Source organism: Streptomyces sp. GL_140 (genome assembly GCF_057834465.1).
In genome coordinates, this window is sequence record NZ_CM174404.1 from 5,728,092 (window position 1) to 5,746,345 (window position 18,254).

The window sequence follows — 18,254 nt, forward strand, 5'->3', positions numbered from 1 at the left end:
CGGAAGGGCGCGATTGCCGGTGATTGAGAGGGGGAATATCTGTTGGATCCGGTAGTGTTAGTCTCAAGTGCGCATCCGAAGCCGCCATGGCTTGGTGCTCAGTGTCCCTATCAGGGACCACCTTTCTTCCGGGAGCCTCCCCGACTGCTTTGATCGCTGCCAGCAGTTTCGAGCACGCTCCGGAATCGGCGTGACATTCCCACGCTTCCAGCTCGGGGGCTTCTCGCCGGAACCACCCATGCACATGCACGTTTCTCTCCGCCGTATCTATACGGGCGGACCACCGCCCCGGCTGCAGCCCATGCCCCATCAGGTAATGGACTGTCGTCGGACAGCACAACCGGTCGCCGAGCCAGACAGGCCGACGTCCGCTCCAGGGAAGGACCCTTCGTGAGCGACACCACCGATCTGATGGGCGCTGCCGACACCAATGTCGACACCAGTGCCCCCGCCGCGGGCGCCGCGACCAAGCGTCGCCGCTCCGGCACCGGCCTCGATGGCATGGTCCTGGCCGAGCTGCAGCAGGTCGCGTCGGGCCTCGGCATCAGGGGCACCGCGCGGATGCGCAAGGGCCAGCTGATCGAGGTCATCAAGGAGGCGCAGGCGGGCAGCAGCGCCCCCAAGGCAGCGGCCTCCGCGCCCGCCGACACTGCCGCCGAGGCCAAGCCGAAGCGCCGCGCCACCAGCAAGGCCCGTACGGGCGAGGCCGCCGAGGCCCCCGCCGAGAAGACCGCCACCCAGGCGCAGATCGACATCCCGGGCCAGCCGGCCAGTGACGACGCCCCGGTCGGCGAGCGCCGCCGCCGTCGTGCGACCGCCCCCTCGGGCAGCCCCGAGAGCTCGGCCCCCGCCGCCGTCGTGCAGGTCGAGCAGAAGACCGAGACCGCTCCGGCCGCCCAGGCCGAGGTCAAGGTCGAGGCCGCCACCGCCGTCTCCGGCCAGGCGCAGGCCCAGGAAGGCGAAGGCCGCGGCCGTCGCGACCGCCGTGAGCGCGGCAACGACCGTGGCGAGCGCCGTGAGCGCCGCGACCGCGGTCCCAAGGCCGACGAGCAGGGCCAGGGCGGCCAGGCTCAGGGCGGCCAGGGTCAGGGCCAGGCCCAGGCGGGCCAGTCCGGCCAGGCCGGTCAGGGCCAGGGCGGCGGTCGGCAGGACCGGACCGACCGTCAGGACCGTCAGCAGCAGGGCGGCCGCGGCCAGGGCCAGGGCCAGCAGGGCGGTCGTCAGGACCGGGACCGTCAGGACAACGGCCCGCAGGACGACTTCGACGAGGACGGCCGTCGCGGCCGTCGTGGCCGCTACCGCGACCGTCGTGGCCGTCGTGGCCGCGACGAGTTCGCGCCGGCGGAGACCCCGGTCGCCGACGACGACGTCCTGATCCCCGTCGCCGGCATCCTGGACATCCTCGACAACTACGCGTTCATCCGGACCTCGGGCTACCTGCCCGGCCCGAACGACGTGTACGTCTCCCTCGCCCAGGTCCGCAAGGCCGGGCTGCGCAAGGGTGACCACACCACCGGTGCGGTCCGTCAGCCCAAGGACGGCGAGCGCCGCGAGAAGTTCAACGCGCTCGTCCGCCTGGACTCCGTCAACGGCATGGCGCCCGAATCCGGCCGCGGCCGCCCGGAGTTCCAGAAGCTGACTCCGCTCTACCCGCAGGACCGGCTCCGTCTGGAGACCGACCCGGGCGTGCTGACCACCCGCATCATCGACCTCGTGTCGCCGATCGGTAAGGGCCAGCGCGGTCTGATCGTGGCCCCGCCGAAGACCGGTAAGACCATGATCATGCAGGCGATCGCCAACGCGATCACGGTCAACAACCCCGAGTGCCACCTGATGGTCGTCCTGGTCGACGAGCGTCCGGAAGAGGTCACCGACATGCAGCGGTCGGTGAAGGGCGAGGTCATCTCCTCGACCTTCGACCGCCCGGCCGAGGACCACACCACCGTCGCCGAGCTGGCCATCGAGCGCGCCAAGCGTCTCGTCGAGCTCGGCCACGACGTGGTCGTCCTGCTGGACTCCATCACCCGCCTGGGACGTGCGTACAACCTCGCCGCCCCCGCCTCCGGCCGCATCCTGTCCGGTGGTGTCGACTCGACCGCGCTGTACCCGCCGAAGCGCTTCTTCGGTGCCGCGCGCAACATCGAGGACGGCGGCTCGCTGACCATCCTGGCCACCGCGCTGGTCGACACCGGCTCGCGCATGGACGAGGTGATCTTCGAGGAGTTCAAGGGCACCGGCAACATGGAGCTCAAGCTCGACCGGAAGCTCGCCGACAAGCGCATCTTCCCGGCCGTGGATGTGGACCCCTCGGGCACCCGCAAGGAGGAGATCCTCCTCAACAGCGAGGAGCTCGCCATCGTCTGGAAGCTCCGCCGGGTGCTGCACGCGCTCGACTCGCAGCAGGCCATCGAGCTGCTCCTCGACAAGATGAAGCAGACGAAGTCGAACGCCGAGTTCCTCATGCAGATCGCGAAGACGACCCCCGGCGGCAAGAACGACGACTGAGGTCTCCTCGTAGCACCTGCCTGAACCCGACCGCCCCCGCCGCACCCGCGACGGGGGCGGTCGCGTTTTCCGCGGGGCAGGCCTACGGGGCCGCGTGCGCGGGTGCGACCTTGGCCACACTCCGTACCCGGCTCGGCCCCCGGAGCCACTCCGCGCCGCGGAGGGAAACCGCAGGTAGGGGCGGCATTACGCGATGTTTATTCGGTTCCGTCCCCTTCGGGGGAGCGGTTCCGGCCCCGAAACGGGCGTGGAACCCTTGAAGACGTCCGTCCGTCTGTGTCAGGGGGAACGGGGAACCGATTCGCACCGAGCCGAGGACAGGCAGGCAGAGAAAGCATGAGCCAGGACAACAGGAGCGGCGGCCGCAGGGCCGCCGCGGGCGGCCGGCGACGGCGGAAGCCGGCCAAGCGCCGCAAGGCCGTCGCCGTCGTCGCGTGGACCGCTGCCGGAGTGGTCGTCCTGGGCGGGGCAGGGCTCGGCTACTTCTACTTCAAGCTCAACGGGAACCTGAAGACGGTCGACATCAACGCGGCCCTCGGCAAGAACCGTCCCGAGAACGTGGACAACGGCTCCATGGACATACTCGTCCTCGGCTCCGACTCGCGCGGCGGCGCCAACAGCGAGTACGGCCACGACGACGGCGGCTCCGCCCGCTCCGACACCGCGATGCTCGTCCACCTGAACGCGGGCCACAGCAAGGCCACCGTCGTATCGATACCGCGCGACACCCTGGTGACCAGGCCCGCCTGCAAGACGTCGAACGGCAGGACGGACCCGGGCGGCCCGCGCCGGATGTTCAACGAGTCGTACACGGTCGGCGGGGCGGTCTGCGCGGTCGCGACGGTGGAGAAGATGTCGGGGATCCGCATGGATCACTACCTGGAAGTCGACTTCACGGGCTTCAAGAAGATCATCGACACCCTCGGCGGTGTCGAGGTGACCACGAGCAAGCCGATCAAGGACAACTACAGCCACCTCGATCTGCCGGCCGGTGCCAACAGGCTGAACGGAGAGCAGGCCCTCGGCCTCGTCCGGACCCGCCACGGCGTCGGCGACGGCGGCGACCTCGGCCGAATACAGCTCCAGCAGGCCTTCATCAAGGCCCTGATCAAGCAGGTCAAGTCCATCGGCGTCTTCGACAACCCGAAGAAGCTCTTCGACATAGCCGACTCCGCGACCAAGGCGCTCACCACCGACAAGGCGCTCGGCGACGTGAAGTCCCTCATGGGCTTCGCCCAGAGCCTCCAGGGCATCGGCCCCGACAGCATGCAGATGATCACCCTGCCGGTGACCGGGGACGTCCGCGACCCCAACCGCGTGGTCCCGCTCACCAAGGAGTCCAAGATGGTGTGGGACGCCCTCCTGGCCGACCGGCCGGTTCCCGCCGAGGCCACCGCGAACTCGGCCGGCGACAAGGGCGCGGTCGGCTCGATCGTCCAGTAGTCGGCCGGACCGGCGAAACGCCTGGTCACGGGGGTCGAGTCCGGGCGCGGAATAGTTCGTGGGGCCCTGCCGTTGAGGGAGGCGTCCTCAGAATTTTGACAGGCAGCCCGGTCCTGGCAGACTGGTCTGTCGGCCCCGGTTCACGCAGCGCGCAATTCGGCTCCTGCGACCCGGCGCCCTCCCGAATCTAGGAGACACCTTGAAGCGCGATGTTCACCCCCAGTACGTCGAGACCCAGGTCAGCTGCACCTGTGGCGCGTCGTTCACCACCCGTAGCACCCTGACCGAGGGCTCCATCCGAGCCGAGGTCTGCTCCGAGTGCCACCCGTTCTACACGGGCAAGCAGAAGATCCTCGACACCGGTGGCCGCGTGGCCCGCTTCGAGGCCCGCTTCGGCAAGGCTGCACAGAAGTAGCGAGCCTCCGGCGCCGGTTTCCGGCTGCACCCTGTTGCTACGGGGGCAGCCGGGCCGGCGCCTTTCTCGTCCCGCAGCCCTTTTCTTCACTTTCACCATCAGGAGCCCCCGATGTTCGAGGCGGTCGAGGAACTGATCGGCGAGCACGCCGATCTTGAGAAGAAGCTCGCCGACCCTTCGGTCCACTCGGATCAGGCCAACGCGCGCAAGCTCAACAAGCGCTACGCGGAGCTGACCCCGATCGTCGCGACCTTCCGTGCCTGGAAGCAGTCCGCCGAGGACATCGAGACGGCGAAGGAGTTCGCGGCCGACGACCCGGACTTCGCGGCCGAGGTCAAGGTACTGAGCGCACAGCGCGAGGAGCTCACCGAGAAGCTCCGCCTGCTGCTCGTACCGCGCGACCCCAGCGACGACAAGGACGTGCTCCTCGAGGTCAAGGCGGGCGCGGGCGGCGACGAGTCGGCCCTGTTCGCCGGCGACCTGCTGCGCATGTACCTGCGCTACGCCGAGCGCGTGGGCTGGAAGACCGAGATCATCGACGCCACCGAGTCCGAGCTCGGCGGCTACAAGGACGTCCAGGTCTCCGTCCGCACCAAGGGCGGCAACGGTGCCACCGAGCCCGGCCAGGGCGTCTGGGCCCGCCTGAAGTACGAGGGCGGCGTGCACCGCGTCCAGCGCGTTCCGGCCACCGAGTCCCAGGGCCGCATCCACACCTCCGCCGCCGGCGTGCTCGTCACCCCGGAAGCCGAGGAGGTCGAGGTCGAGGTCAACATGAACGACCTCCGCATCGACGTGTACCGCTCCTCGGGCCCCGGCGGCCAGTCCGTCAACACCACCGACTCGGCCGTGCGCATCACGCACATCCCGACCGGTGTGGTGGCCTCCTGCCAGAACGAGAAGAGCCAGCTCCAGAACAAGGAGCAGGCGATGCGCATCCTGCGCTCGCGCCTGCTGGCCGCCGCCCAGGAAGCCGCCGAGCAGGAGGCCTCCGACGTGCGCCGCAGCCAGGTGCGCTCCGTGGACCGCTCCGAGAAGATCCGTACGTACAACTACCCGGAAAACCGGATCTCGGACCACCGGACGGGCTTCAAGGCGTACAACTTGGACCAGGTGCTCGACGGGGACCTCGACCCGGTCATCCAGGCCTGTGTCGACACGGATTCCGCCGCCAAGCTGGCGTCCGCGCACTGACCCGTGCGTGACGCGGGCCGACCTGCCCGCGCGCAGTACCCCTGCAGGACCCCCCCCGCACCGAACCCCGTACGACAGCAGCCCGGAGGACCAGCGTGAACTTGCTGCTTGCCGAGGTGGCCCAGGCCACTCAGCGGCTGGCCGCCGCCGGCGTGCCCTCACCGCGCTTCGACGCGGAGGAGCTCGCGGCCTTCGTGCACGGCGTCAAACGGGGGGAACTGCACCACGTCAAGGACGCGGACTTCGACGCCCGCTACTGGGAGGCGGTAGCCCGCCGCGAGGCGCGCGAGCCGCTCCAACACATCACCGGCCGTGCCTTCTTCCGGTACCTGGAGCTCCAGGTCGGGCCCGGGGTGTTCGTGCCCCGGCCCGAGACCGAGTCGGTCGTGGACTGGGCCATACAGGCCGTCCGGGCGATGGACGTCGTCGAGCCGCTGATCGTGGACCTGTGCACCGGATCGGGCGCCATCGCGCTCGCCATGGCGCAGGAGGTCCCGCGTTCGCGCGTGCACGCCGTGGAGCTGTCCGAGGACGCCCTGCAGTGGACCCGCAAGAACGCCGAGGGCTCCCGGGTCACCGTCCACCAGGGCAACGCGCTCAGCGCACTGCCGGAGCTGGACGGACAGGTCGACCTGGTCATCTCCAACCCGCCGTACATCCCGCTCACCGAGTGGGAGTACGTGGCCCCGGAGGCCCGGGACCACGACCCCGAGATGGCGCTCTTCTCCGGCGAGGACGGCCTCGACACCATCCGCGGCATCGAGCGCACCGCCCACCGCCTGCTGCGGCCCGGCGGCATCGTGGTCATCGAGCACGCCGACACCCAGGGCGGCCAGGTCCCGTGGATCTTCGCCGAGGAGCGGGGCTGGGCCGACGCCGCCGACCACCCCGACCTCAACAACCGGCCGCGCTTCGCGACCGCCCGCAAGGCCATGCCGTGACCGGCACGACCGCGCGGAAGCCCGACATCACCCTGCTGCACGAGGAGGCCCGCTGATGGCCCGGCGATACGACTGCAACGACGCGACGGACCGCAAGACGGGCCTGCGCGAAGCCGCATCCGCAGTGCGCCGCGGCGAGCTCGTCGTGCTGCCCACCGACACCCTGTACGGGATCGGTGCGGACGCCTTCAGCGCCGAGGCCGTCGGTGACCTGCTCGCAGCCAAGGGGCGCGGCCGCAACATGCCCACCCCCGTGCTCATCGGCTCCCCGAACACCCTCCACGGCCTGGTCACGGACTTCTCCGAGCAGGCGTGGGAGCTCGTCGACGCCTTCTGGCCGGGCGCGCTGACGCTCGTCGCCAAGCACCAGCCCTCGCTGGCCTGGGACCTGGGCGAGACCGGCGGGACGGTGGCCGTACGCATGCCCCTGCACCCCGTCGCGATCGAGCTGCTGACCGAGGTCGGCCCGATGGCGGTGTCCTCGGCGAACCTGACCGGGCACCCGGCGCCGGAGGACTGCGACGCGGCGCGCGAGATGCTGGGCGACTCCGTGTCCGTGTACCTGGACGGCGGACCGACTCCGGGCATCCAGCCGTCGTCGATCGTCGACGTCACCGGGAAGGTTCCCGTCCTGCTGCGCGAGGGGGCGCTGACCGCCGAGCAGCTGCGGGAGGTCGTACCCGACCTAGAGGTGGCCCCGTGAGCCCTGAGGGGCGTGGCATAGCCGGGGACAGCACCTTCCGCATACTCCACGTCAGCACGGGCAACGTGTGCCGCTCGCCCATCACCGAGCGGCTGACGCGGCATGCGCTGTCGCACCGGCTGGGCGGCCTCGTCACCGGGGATCTCATCGTCGAGAGCGCCGGCACGTGGGGGCACGAGGGTGCCCCGATGGAGGCCAACGCCGCCGCGGTGCTGGCCGACTTCGGAGCGGACGCGTCCGGTTTCACCGGGCGCGAGCTGCTGGACGAGCACGTCATACGGGCGGACCTGGTGCTGACCGCCACCCGGGACCACCGGGCACAGGTCATCTCCATGGGGCACTCCGCAGGACTGCGGACCTTCACGCTGAAGGAGTTCACCCGGCTGGTCCGGGCGATAGACCCGGCGACGCTGCCGCCGCTGGAAGACGGCATGGCGGAGCGGGCACGGGCGCTGGTCCGGGCCGCCGCGGCTCTACGCGGGTGGCTGCTCGCGCCGTCCCCGGACGCGGACGAGGTGTACGACCCGTACGGGGCGCCGATCACCTTCTTCCGGTCGATCGGCGACGAGATCAACCAGGCGCTGGACCCCGTGGTCACGGCCCTGACGGGCGTCACGGCTTCCCGCTGACCCTCGCGGCCCGCCGCGAGGCGCGATGCGCGGCAGCGGCCTACAGTGGCTGGTACCCGGTACGCGGTACCCCCTGGAGTCGCGCCATGAGCGTCATCACCGAGCCGATGGACCTGCTGCGCCAGCAGGATCCCCAGTTGGCGGACGTGCTCGCCGGCGAGGCGCAGCGGCAGGCGGGCTCCCTGCAGCTGATCGCCGCCGAGAACTTCACCTCTCCCGCCGTGCTCACCGCACTCGGGTCGGTGCTCGCCAACAAGTACGCCGAGGGCTACCCCGGCGCCCGCCACCACGGCGGCTGCGAGTACGCCGACCTCGCCGAGCGGATCGCCGTCGAACGGGCCTGCGCCCTCTTCGGGGCCGAGCACGCCAATGTGCAGCCGCACTCCGGCTCCGCCGCGGTGCTGGCCGCGTACGCGGCGCTGCTGCGGCCCGGGGACACCGTGCTGGCCATGGGGCTGCCCTCCGGGGGGCACCTCACACACGGTTCGCCCGCCAACTTCTCCGGACGCTGGTTCGACTTCGTCGCCTACGGGGTGGACTCCGAGACCGGGCTCATCGACTACGGGCAGCTGCAGGAGCTCGCGCACACCCACCGGCCCAAGGCCATCGTGTGCGGATCCATCTCCTACCCCCGTCACCCGGAGTACTCCGTCTTCCGGCAGATCGCCGACGAGGTGGGGGCCTTCTTCATCGCCGACGCCGCCCACCCGATCGGGCTGGTCGCCGGCGGGGCCGCGCCCAGTCCCGTGCCCTACGCGGACATCGTGTGCGCCACCACCCACAAGGTGCTCCGGGGCCCGCGCGGCGGGATGATCCTGTGCGGCCAGGAGTTCGCCGAGCGGATCGACCGGGCGGTGTTCCCCTTCACCCAGGGCGGCGCCCAGATGCACACCATCGCCGCCAAGGCGGTGGCCTTCGGCGAGGCCGCGGGGCCCGCGTTCACCTCGTACGCCCACCGGGTGGTCGCCAACGCGCGCGCCCTGGCCGACGCCCTGGCCGCCCGCGGGTTCGAGATCACCACCGGTGGCACCGACACCCACCTGATCACCGCCGACCCCTCGCCGCTGGGCATCGACGGTCCGGCCGCCCGGGGCAGGCTCGCCGCCGCCGGCATCGTGCTGGACACCTGCGCCCTGCCCTACGGGGACCGGCGCGGCATCCGGCTCGGCACCGCGGCCGTGACCACGCAGGGGATGGGGGAGCAGGAGATGGGCACGATCGCCGCACTGTTCACAGCGGCGCTGGCGGGCGGGGAGCCCGCGAAGATCCGTAGGGACGTCAACGAAATGGTGGCCGGTTTTCCACCGTATGGGGTTTAAGTAGGGACAAGGGGGAGGTGCCGGAACCGGGATACCGCCCCCGCGCGTCCCCGACAGCGAGTACATCGCAGCTAGTGTGTGGGGCTGAGATGGCCGGCGATACATCTGGGGCAGCCCGTGCGTGAATATCTGCTGACGCTTTGCGTCACGGTCGCGGTGACTTATCTACTCACCGGGCCCGTGCGGAAGTTCGCGATCGCGGTCGGCGCCATGCCGGAGATCCGCGCCCGCGACGTGCACCGCGAGCCCACTCCGCGGCTCGGCGGCATCGCGATGTTCGGCGGACTGTGCGCCGGCCTGCTGGTCGCGGACCACCTGCAGAACCTCAACGGTGTCTTCGAGCTGTCGAACGAGCCGCGGGCCCTGCTCTCCGGTGCGGCCCTGATCTGGCTGGTCGGAGTGCTCGACGACAAGTTCGAGCTCGACGCCCTGATCAAGCTCGGCGCGCAGATGATCTCCGCCGGCGTGATGTGCATGCAGGGCCTGACCATCCTGTGGATCCCGGTGCCGTGGATCGGCACGGTCGCCCTCACCCCGTGGCAGGGCAACCTGCTCACCGTGGCCCTCGTCGTGATCACCATCAACGCGGTGAACTTCGTGGACGGCCTGGACGGCCTCGCCGCCGGCATGGTCTGCATCGCGGCCTGCGCCTTCTTCCTCTACGCGTACCGGATCTGGTTCGGCTACGGGATCGAGGCGGCGGCGCCCGCGACCCTCTTCGCCGCGATCCTGATGGGCATGTGCCTGGGCTTCCTGCCGCACAACATGCACCCGGCCCGGATCTTCATGGGGGACTCCGGCTCGATGCTCATCGGCCTGGTGCTGGCCGCCGCCGCCATCTCCATCAGCGGGCAGGTCGACCCGGACGCGATGGCGCTCTTCGTGGGCGGCGAGCGCAACGCGACGCACGCGATGCTGCCGGTCTTCATCCCGCTGATCCTGCCCCTGACGATCATCGCGATCCCGATGGCGGACCTGGTCCTGGCCATCGTGCGGCGCACCTGGAAGGGGCAGTCCCCGTTCGCGGCGGACCGCGGACACCTCCACCACCGGCTCCTGGAGCTCGGGCATTCGCACAGCCGCGCGGTGCTCATCATGTACTTCTGGTCAGGACTGATCGCCTTCGGCGCGGTGGCGTACTCGGTGCACTCCACCTCGATGTGGATCGTGCTCGCGATCGCCGCCCTGAGCGCCGTGGGCCTGCTCCTGCTCCTGCTGCCGCGCTTCACCCCGAGGGCCCCGCAGTGGGCGGAGCGACTGGTACCGCCGCGCTACCGGCACGCGGAACGCGCCGCCGAGGCCGCCCTCCAGGACGCCTCCGCCGTCGAGCCGGAGCCGGTGCGGCCGATCGCGGCCGGGGTGTCCGGCGTCAACGGAGCGACCGCGGTGGGCCCCCGTTCGCGCTTCCCCGACCGGCGTAAGGCCGAGTCCTCGCGCTGACGCGCTGAGTACATGTCGGACATGAACGTCCTTTACCAGACAAGCCACTTGGCTGTCGCGCACACACGCGCAGGGTCACTCTCATGTGTGACAGTCAGCACACTCCTCGGGTAAAGCTCTCATCAAATACTTTGTGATACCGTTCACTAAACCCGGCGACAGAGCCGAAGGACCGTAGTGCGACGGTCCATTGGCCCGAGGTTCCCTCTCGGACCGGGCTTACTCTCGTCCTGTACGAGTCCCTGTGCCCCCACCACCACGCGGAGCAAACCGCCATGCGGTCAGATGACGTCCGATCCCTCCTGCAATCCGCCGTACCCACAGCTGTCGCCGGCGCTCTCGCCGCCGTCATCAGTGGGATCGTCGTCGGTGGCAAGGGGGCCGTGGGCGCCGTCGTGGCGACGGTGTTGGTGATGCTGTTCATGGGCATCGGATTCCTCGTGCTGCAGCGCACGGCGAAATCACTGCCGCACCTGTTCCAGGCCATGGGGCTGATGCTCTACACGGCCCAGATCCTGCTGCTCTTCGTCTTCCTCGCCGTGTTCAAGAACACGACGCTCTTCCACCCCAAGGCCTTCGCGATCACGCTCGTCGCCACCACCCTCGTGTGGATCGCCGCGCAGGCTCGTGCTCATATGAAGGCCAAGATCCTCTACGTCGAACCTGACTCGATGAAGGGCGACAAGCCCGGAAATTCGGGCCAGAAGTCGTGAGGGGTAGGGGCGGAATAAGTGCGCGTTCGGGATGCTGCTATCGTCCGGTTTCAACTGTGGCAATGCGGGCGCGGGCATCTGAGCTGACGCCTGTCCCATCGCGAGGCTCGATACCCGACCGCCGCCACCACACCCGTTACACCAGTCCAGTGCCGAACAGCGGCTGTCCGCCGCGCCGACACAACGAGGTTGCCGTACCTATGCGCCACGCTGAAGGAGCCCGCGGTGAGTGCTGACCCGACGCAGGTGCTCGCTTTCGAGACCGACTGTCACATCTTCGACGGATGTGGCTTCCCCGGCCCGGGCCTGCACTCGTTCCTCTTCGAGCCGATGTGGGGCACGGCCGGCCAGACCAGCGCGTACTTCAACAAGCCGATGCTGCTGGCGCTCCTGGGCACCGTCGTCATCGTCGCTTTCTTCTGGGCCGCCTTCCGCAAGCCGAAGGTCGTCCCGGGCAAGCTCCAGATGGTCGCCGAGGCCGGCTACGACTTCGTGCGCCGCGGCATCGTCTACGAGACGCTCGGCAAGAAGGAGGGCGAGAAGTACGTCCCCTTCATGGTCTCGCTGTTCTTCTTCGTCTGGGTCCTGAACCTCTGGTCGATCATCCCGGTGGCTCAGTTCCCCGCGACGGCGATCATCGCGTACCCCGCGATCCTCGCGGCCCTGGTGTACTTCACCTGGATGTCGGTGACCTTCAAGCGTCACGGCTTCGTCGGCGGCCTCAAGAACCTCACCGGCTACGACAAGAGCCTGGGTGGCGTTCTCCCGCTCGTCATGGTCATCGAGTTCTTCTCGAACGTCCTGGTGCGCCCGTTCACCCACGCGGTCCGACTCTTCGCGAACATGTTCGCGGGTCACACCCTGCTGCTGCTCTTCACGATCGCCAGCTGGTACCTGCTGAACGGCATCGGCATCGCCTACGCGGGTGTCTCGTTCGTGATGGTCATCGTGATGACCGCCTTCGAGCTCTTCATCCAGGCCGTCCAGGCGTACGTCTTCGTCCTCCTGGCCTGCAGCTTCATCCAGGGCGCGCTCGCCGAGCACCACTGAGTCCGGCCCGCCCCCCACAAACCCCTTGTCGTCCGGTGGCCAACCCCCACCGGTCCGTGAAAGAGAAGGAAGAACTGGCATGTCCCAGATCCTCGCTGCCGCCGATGGCGTCACCGGTTCCCTCAGCTCCGTTGGTTACGGTCTCGCGGCCATCGGCCCGGGCGTCGGCGTCGGCATCATCTTCGGTAACGGCACGCAGGCTCTCGCCCGTCAGCCCGAGGCTGCCGGTCTGATCCGCGCCAACCAGATCCTCGGCTTCGCCTTCTGTGAGGCGCTCGCCCTCATCGGTCTGGTCATGCCGTTCGTCTACAGCTGACGAACCGCGACCACTAGTCCGATTAGACGAAAGGCACTGATGTGAACCTCCTGGTTCTCGCGGCTGAGACGGAAAACCCGCTCATTCCGCCGATCCCCGAGCTTGTCATCGGTCTGATCGCCTTCGTCATCGTCTTCGGTTTCCTCGCGAAGAAGCTCCTCCCGAACATCAACAAGGTTCTGGACGAGCGCCGCGAGGCCATCGAAGGCGGTATCGAAAAGGCTGAGGCCGCTCAGACCGAGGCTCAGAGCGTGCTGGAGCAGTACAAGGCCCAGCTCGCCGAAGCCCGGCACGAGGCCGCGCGCCTGCGCCAGGACGCGCTGGAGCAGGGCACTGCGCTCAAGGAAGAACTGCGCGCAGAGGGCCAGCGGCAGCGTGAGGAGATCATCGCTGCCGGTCACGCCCAGATCGAAGCCGACCGTAAGGCCGCTTCTCAGGCGCTGCGTCAGGACGTTGGCAAGCTCGCCACCGACCTGGCCGGAAAGCTCGTCGGCGAGTCCCTCGAGGACCACGCCCGGCAGAGCCGCACGATCGACCGCTTCCTCAGCGAGCTTGAGGAGAAGGCCGAGGCCGCCCGATGAACGGAGCGAGCCGCGACGCGCTGGCCACCGCCCGCGAGCGTCTCGACGCGCTGACGGACAACACGTCCGTCGACGCGGCGAAGCTCGCCGGCGAGCTGGCGTCCGTCACCGCGCTGCTCGACCGTGAGGTCTCGCTGCGTCGGGTCATCACGGACCCGGCGCAGTCCGGCGAGGCCAAGGCCGAGCTGGCAAACCGCCTGCTGGGCGGCCAGGTCAGCGGGGAAACCCTCGACCTGGTGTCCGGAATGGTGCGGTCCCGCTGGTCGCGCTCCCGTGACCTGGTCGATGCGCTGGAGGAGCTGGCGTCCACCGCCGACTTCACCGCGGCCCAGACCGCGGGCGCTCTCGACAACGTCGAGGACGAGCTGTTCCGGTTCGGCCGGATCGTCACGTCGAGCACGGAGCTGCGCTCCGCGCTGACCGACCGGTCCGCGACCGTGGCCGCCAAGAGCAAGCTGCTCCACAGCCTGCTCGGAGGCAAGGCGGACGCCGTCACCGAGCGTCTCGTCACGCGTCTCGTCACGCACCCGCGTGGACGTAGCCTGGAAGCGGGCCTCGAGTCCCTTTCCACGCTCGCCGCCAAGCGCCGCAACCGCATGGTCGCCACGGTGACCACCGCGGTTCCGCTCAGCGACGTGCAGAAGCAGCGTCTCGGCGCGGTGCTGGCCAAGCTTTACGGCCGCCAGATGCACCTGAACCTCGACGTGGACCCCACGGTCCTCGGTGGGATCCAGGTGCGGGTCGGCGACGAGGTCATCGACGGCACCATCGCGGACCGCATCGCCGAGGCGTCGCGCCGCATGGCCGGCTGACCAGCCAAAACTAGAACAACGCATTCCTAGCGGCCCGGTTGGGCCGTGCAGAACTTGCAGAAGATTCCTGGGGGTCGCCCCCAGACCCCTAAGAAGCTTCAGGCCCAACAAGGAGAGCAGGGAACCCAGATGGCGGAGCTCACGATCCGGCCGGAGGAGATCCGGGACGCACTGGAGAACTTTGTCCAGTCGTACCAGCCGGACGCGGCCTCGCGCGAGGAGGTCGGTACGGTCAGCGTTGCCGGCGACGGCATCGCGAAGGTGGAGGGCCTGCCCTCCGCCATGGCGAACGAGCTGCTGAAGTTCGAGGACGGAACCCTCGGTCTCGCCCTCAACCTCGACGAGCGCGAGATCGGTGCGGTCGTCCTCGGCGAGTTCAGCGGTATCGAGGAGGGCCAGCCGGTGCAGCGCACCGGTGAGGTGCTCTCCGTCGGCGTCGGCGAGGGCTACCTCGGCCGCGTTGTCGACCCGCTCGGCAACCCGATCGACGGCCTCGGCGAGATCGCGACCGAGGGCCGCCGCGCCCTCGAACTGCAGGCCCCCGGCGTCATGGTCCGCAAGTCGGTCCACGAGCCGATGCAGACCGGCTACAAGGCCATCGACGCGATGGTGCCGATCGGCCGTGGCCAGCGTCAGCTGATCATCGGTGACCGTCAGACCGGCAAGACCGCTCTGGCCGTCGACACGATCATCAACCAGCGCGACAACTGGCGCTCGGGCGACGTGAACAAGCAGGTTCGCTGCATCTACGTCGCCATCGGCCAGAAGGGCTCGACCATCGCGTCCGTTCGCGGCGCCCTGGAAGACGCCGGTGCGCTCGAGTACACGACGATCGTCGCCGCCCCGGCGTCCGACCCGGCCGGCTTCAAGTACCTGGCGCCCTACACCGGTTCGGCCATCGGCCAGCACTGGATGTACGCCGGCAAGCACGTCCTGATCATCTTCGACGACCTGTCGAAGCAGGCCGACGCCTACCGCGCCGTGTCGCTGCTGCTGCGCCGTCCGCCGGGCCGCGAGGCCTACCCGGGCGACGTCTTCTACCTGCACTCCCGTCTGCTGGAGCGCTGCGCCAAGCTCTCCGACGACATGGGTGCCGGTTCGATGACCGGTCTGCCGATCGTCGAGACCAAGGCGAACGACGTGTCGGCGTTCATCCCGACCAACGTCATCTCCATCACCGACGGCCAGTGCTTCCTGGAGTCCGACCTGTTCAACGCGGGCCAGCGCCCGGCGCTGAACGTCGGTATCTCGGTCTCCCGCGTCGGTGGCTCGGCCCAGCACAAGGCCATGAAGCAGGTTTCCGGCCGACTGCGTCTGGACCTCGCCCAGTACCGTGAGCTGGAGGCGTTCGCCGCCTTCGGTTCCGACCTGGACGCCGCTTCGAAGAACTCGCTGGAGCGCGGCAAGCGCCTGGTCGAGCTCCTCAAGCAGGGCCAGTACCAGCCGATGCCGGTCGAGGAGCAGGTCATCTCCGTCTGGGCCGGTACCACCGGCAAGATGGACGAGGTCCCGGTCAACGACATCCGTCGCTTCGAGTCGGAGCTGCTGGAGCACCTGCGCGTCTCGCGCAAGGACCTCCTCACCTCCATCGCCGACGGCGGCAAGATGTCGGACGACACCCTCACTGCCATTGCCGACGCCATCGCTGACTTCAAGCGTGGGTTCGAGACCTCGGACGGCAAGCTCCTCGGCGAGGACGCGCCGGCCGTCAACGTCTCCAAGTGACGACGGAAGGAAGCTGACTCATGGGAGCGCAGCTCCGGGTCTACAAGCGTCGTATCCGTGCCGTCACGGCGACCAAGAAGATCACCAAGGCGATGGAAATGATCGCCGCCTCGCGCATCGTCAAGGCGCAGCGCAAGGTGGCGGCATCGATGCCGTACGCGACCGAGCTCACCCGTGCGGTGACCGCGGTGGCGACCGGTTCGAACACCAAGCACGCCCTGACCACCGAGGTCGAGGCGCCGACCCGCGCCGCGGTCGTGCTCATCACGAGCGACCGCGGTCTGGCCGGCGGCTACTCCTCGAACGCCATCAAGCAGGCGGAGCGGCTCGCAGAGCGGCTGCGCGGCGAGGGCAAGGAGGTCGACACCTTCATCGTCGGCCGTAAGGGTGTCGCCTACTACGCCTTCCGCGAGCGCAAGGTCGCGGAGTCGTGGACCGGCTTCACCGACAGCCCGGAATACGCCGATGCCAAGCGCATCGCGGCGCCGCTGATCGAGGCCATCCAGGCGGATACGGCCGAGGGCGGCGTCGACGAGCTGCACATCGTCTTCACGGAATTCGTGTCGATGATGACGCAGAACGCGGTGGACGGCCGGATGCTGCCGCTCAGCCTCGACCAGGCTGCGGAGGAGACCGGTGGGAAGGGCGAGATCCTTCCGCTGTTCGACTTCGAGCCGTCGGCGGAGGACGTCCTCGACGCCCTTCTGCCGCGCTACGTCGAGAGCCGCATCTACAACGCACTGCTGCAGTCGGCCGCTTCCGAGCACGCCGCCCGCCGCCGCGCGATGAAGTCGGCAACCGACAACGCCGGGGATCTCATCAAGAGCCTCTCCCGGCTTGCCAACGCGGCCCGCCAGGCCGAAATCACCCAGGAAATCAGCGAGATCGTCGGTGGCGCCAGCGCCATGGCAGACGCGACCGCGGGGAGTGACAAGTAATGACGACCATTGAGACGGCCGCCGCCACGGGCCGCGTCGCCCGGGTCATCGGCCCGGTCGTCGACGTGGAGTTCCCCGTCGACGCCATGCCCGAGATCTACAACGCCCTCAAGGTCCAGGTCGCCGACCCGGCCGAGGACGGCAAGCTGAAGACGCTGACCCTGGAAGTCGCCCAGCACCTGGGTGACGGCCTGGTCCGCACCATCTCCATGCAGCCCACCGACGGTCTGGTCCGCCAGGCCGCGGTGACCGACACGGGCGAGGGCATCACCGTCCCCGTCGGTGACTTCACCAAGGGCAAGGTGTTCAACACCCTCGGTGAGGTGCTGAACTACCCGGAGGAGAACGCCAACGTCACCGAGCGCTGGCCGATCCACCGCAAGGCGCCCCGCTTCGACGAGCTCGAGTCGAAGACCGAGATGTTCGAGACCGGCGTCAAGGTCATCGACCTTCTCACCCCGTACGTCAAGGGTGGAAAGATCGGTCTGTTCGGTGGTGCCGGTGTCGGCAAGACCGTTCTGATCCAGGAAATGATCTACCGCGTCGCCAACAACCACGACGGTGTGTCGGTCTTCGCGGGCGTCGGTGAGCGTACCCGTGAGGGCAACGACCTCATCGAGGAAATGGCCGAGTCCGGCGTCATCGACAAGACGGCGCTCGTCTTCGGCCAGATGGACGAGCCCCCGGGCACCCGTCTGCGCGTCGCCCTTGCCGGTCTGACCATGGCGGAGTACTTCCGCGATGTGCAGAAGCAGGACGTGCTCTTCTTCATCGACAACATCTTCCGTTACACCCAGGCCGGTTCGGAGGTGTCGACCCTTCTGGGCCGCATGCCGTCCGCCGTGGGTTACCAGCCGAACCTGGCTGACGAGATGGGTCTGCTGCAGGAGCGCATCACGTCGACCCGCGGTCACTCGATCACCTCGATGCAGGCGATCTACGTCCCCGCGGACGACCTGACCGACCCGGCGCCGGCCACCACCTTCGCCCACCTCGACGCGACGACGGTTCTTTCCCGTCCGATCTCCGAGAAGGGCATCTACCCGGCCGTGGACCCGCTGGACTCGACGTCCCGCATCCTCGACCCGCGGTACATCGCGGCGGACCACTACGCCACGGCGATGCGCGTCAAGGGGATCCTGCAGAAGTACAAGGACCTCCAGGACATCATCGCGATCCTCGGTATCGACGAGCTGGGCGAGGAGGACAAGCTCGTTGTCCACCGTGCCCGTCGTGTCGAGCGCTTCCTGTCGCAGAACACCCACGTCGCCAAGCAGTTCACCGGCGTGGACGGTTCGGACGTTCCGCTCGACGAGTCGATCGTCGCCTTCAACGCGATCTGCGACGGCGACTACGACCACTTCCCCGAGCAGGCGTTCTTCCTGTGCGGTGGCATTGAGGACCTCAAGGCCAACGCCAAGGAGCTGGGCGTCTCCTGAAGCCGGGCTCGTTCCTGAGCACAGCTGATTGACGGAGAGAGGCGGGTATGTCCCGCCTCTCTCCCCACGCCCATTAGAATTTGACCCAACACCC

The 18,254-nt window shown here is 68.8% G+C and carries 17 protein-coding genes; all 17 read left to right on the forward strand.

Annotated elements, in window-relative coordinates:
* The first annotated feature begins 390 nt into the window (after window positions 1-390).
* The 17 genes from rho (at window position 391) to atpD (ending at window position 18,160) form a co-directional block, all read left to right on the forward strand.
* Entirely contained in the window at window positions 391-2,505 is a 2,115-nt protein-coding gene (rho, locus tag AC3IYJ_RS26605) for a transcription termination factor Rho (protein WP_489397253.1), read from the forward strand.
* A gap of 336 nt (window positions 2,506-2,841) precedes the next feature.
* Window positions 2,842-3,948 carry an LCP family protein gene (locus tag AC3IYJ_RS26610; RefSeq protein ID WP_489397254.1) on the forward strand — a complete coding sequence of 369 codons (1,107 nt, stop codon included), beginning with the start codon at window positions 2,842-2,844 and terminating at the stop codon, window positions 3,946-3,948.
* Between the two features lie 199 nt (window positions 3,949-4,147).
* Window positions 4,148-4,363: a 50S ribosomal protein L31 gene (gene rpmE / locus AC3IYJ_RS26615; RefSeq protein ID WP_112448418.1), complete on the forward strand. Its 216-nt coding sequence runs from the start codon at window positions 4,148-4,150 to the stop codon at window positions 4,361-4,363.
* Window positions 4,364-4,474: 111 nt separating this feature from the next.
* Window positions 4,475-5,554 (forward strand): peptide chain release factor 1, encoded by a 1,080-nt coding sequence (gene prfA, locus AC3IYJ_RS26620; protein WP_489397255.1) that lies wholly within the window; start codon window positions 4,475-4,477, stop codon window positions 5,552-5,554.
* 95 nt (window positions 5,555-5,649) lie between these two features.
* The gene (gene prmC / locus AC3IYJ_RS26625) at window positions 5,650-6,495 is read left to right on the forward strand and encodes a peptide chain release factor N(5)-glutamine methyltransferase (RefSeq protein ID WP_489397256.1); all 846 of its coding nucleotides are present in this window, start codon (window positions 5,650-5,652) and stop codon (window positions 6,493-6,495) included.
* Window positions 6,496-6,550: 55 nt separating this feature from the next.
* Window positions 6,551-7,198 carry an L-threonylcarbamoyladenylate synthase gene (locus AC3IYJ_RS26630; RefSeq protein ID WP_112448421.1) on the forward strand — a complete coding sequence of 216 codons (648 nt, stop codon included), beginning with the start codon at window positions 6,551-6,553 and terminating at the stop codon, window positions 7,196-7,198.
* Entirely contained in the window at window positions 7,195-7,827 is a 633-nt protein-coding gene (locus AC3IYJ_RS26635; RefSeq protein WP_384663407.1) for an arsenate reductase/protein-tyrosine-phosphatase family protein, read from the forward strand. The genes AC3IYJ_RS26630 and AC3IYJ_RS26635 overlap by 4 nt, the downstream gene beginning before the upstream one ends.
* An 86-nt stretch (window positions 7,828-7,913) precedes the next feature.
* Window positions 7,914-9,146, forward strand: coding sequence for a serine hydroxymethyltransferase (gene glyA / locus AC3IYJ_RS26640; protein ID WP_489397257.1), 1,233 nt, complete (start codon window positions 7,914-7,916; stop codon window positions 9,144-9,146).
* Between the two features lie 117 nt (window positions 9,147-9,263).
* A complete protein-coding gene (locus AC3IYJ_RS26645) occupies window positions 9,264-10,586 on the forward strand; it encodes an MraY family glycosyltransferase (RefSeq protein ID WP_489397258.1) in 1,323 nt (440 codons plus the stop codon).
* 275 nt (window positions 10,587-10,861) lie between these two features.
* A complete protein-coding gene (locus AC3IYJ_RS26650) occupies window positions 10,862-11,299 on the forward strand; it encodes a Cg1360 family ATP-synthase-associated protein (protein WP_489397259.1) in 438 nt (145 codons plus the stop codon).
* A 210-nt stretch (window positions 11,300-11,509) separates the two neighbouring features.
* The gene (atpB, locus tag AC3IYJ_RS26655) at window positions 11,510-12,349 is read left to right on the forward strand and encodes a F0F1 ATP synthase subunit A (protein ID WP_489402939.1); all 840 of its coding nucleotides are present in this window, start codon (window positions 11,510-11,512) and stop codon (window positions 12,347-12,349) included.
* Window positions 12,350-12,428: 79 nt separating this feature from the next.
* Complete coding sequence (locus AC3IYJ_RS26660) at window positions 12,429-12,665, forward strand: ATP synthase subunit c family protein (protein WP_030153776.1); 237 nt, start codon at window positions 12,429-12,431, stop codon at window positions 12,663-12,665.
* A gap of 41 nt (window positions 12,666-12,706) precedes the next feature.
* Window positions 12,707-13,246 (forward strand): F0F1 ATP synthase subunit B, encoded by a 540-nt coding sequence (locus AC3IYJ_RS26665; protein WP_330298599.1) that lies wholly within the window; start codon window positions 12,707-12,709, stop codon window positions 13,244-13,246.
* A complete protein-coding gene (locus AC3IYJ_RS26670) occupies window positions 13,243-14,058 on the forward strand; it encodes a F0F1 ATP synthase subunit delta (protein ID WP_489397260.1) in 816 nt (271 codons plus the stop codon). Before AC3IYJ_RS26665 ends, AC3IYJ_RS26670 begins: the two co-directional genes overlap by 4 nt.
* Window positions 14,059-14,187: 129 nt before the next feature.
* Complete coding sequence (gene atpA, locus AC3IYJ_RS26675) at window positions 14,188-15,783, forward strand: F0F1 ATP synthase subunit alpha (RefSeq protein ID WP_489397261.1); 1,596 nt, start codon at window positions 14,188-14,190, stop codon at window positions 15,781-15,783.
* A 20-nt stretch (window positions 15,784-15,803) separates the two neighbouring features.
* Window positions 15,804-16,721 carry a F0F1 ATP synthase subunit gamma gene (locus AC3IYJ_RS26680; protein ID WP_489397262.1) on the forward strand — a complete coding sequence of 306 codons (918 nt, stop codon included), beginning with the start codon at window positions 15,804-15,806 and terminating at the stop codon, window positions 16,719-16,721.
* Window positions 16,721-18,160: a F0F1 ATP synthase subunit beta gene (gene atpD / locus AC3IYJ_RS26685; RefSeq protein ID WP_330298603.1), complete on the forward strand. Its 1,440-nt coding sequence runs from the start codon at window positions 16,721-16,723 to the stop codon at window positions 18,158-18,160. Before AC3IYJ_RS26680 ends, atpD begins: the two co-directional genes overlap by 1 nt.
* The last annotated feature ends 94 nt before the right edge of the window (window positions 18,161-18,254 follow it).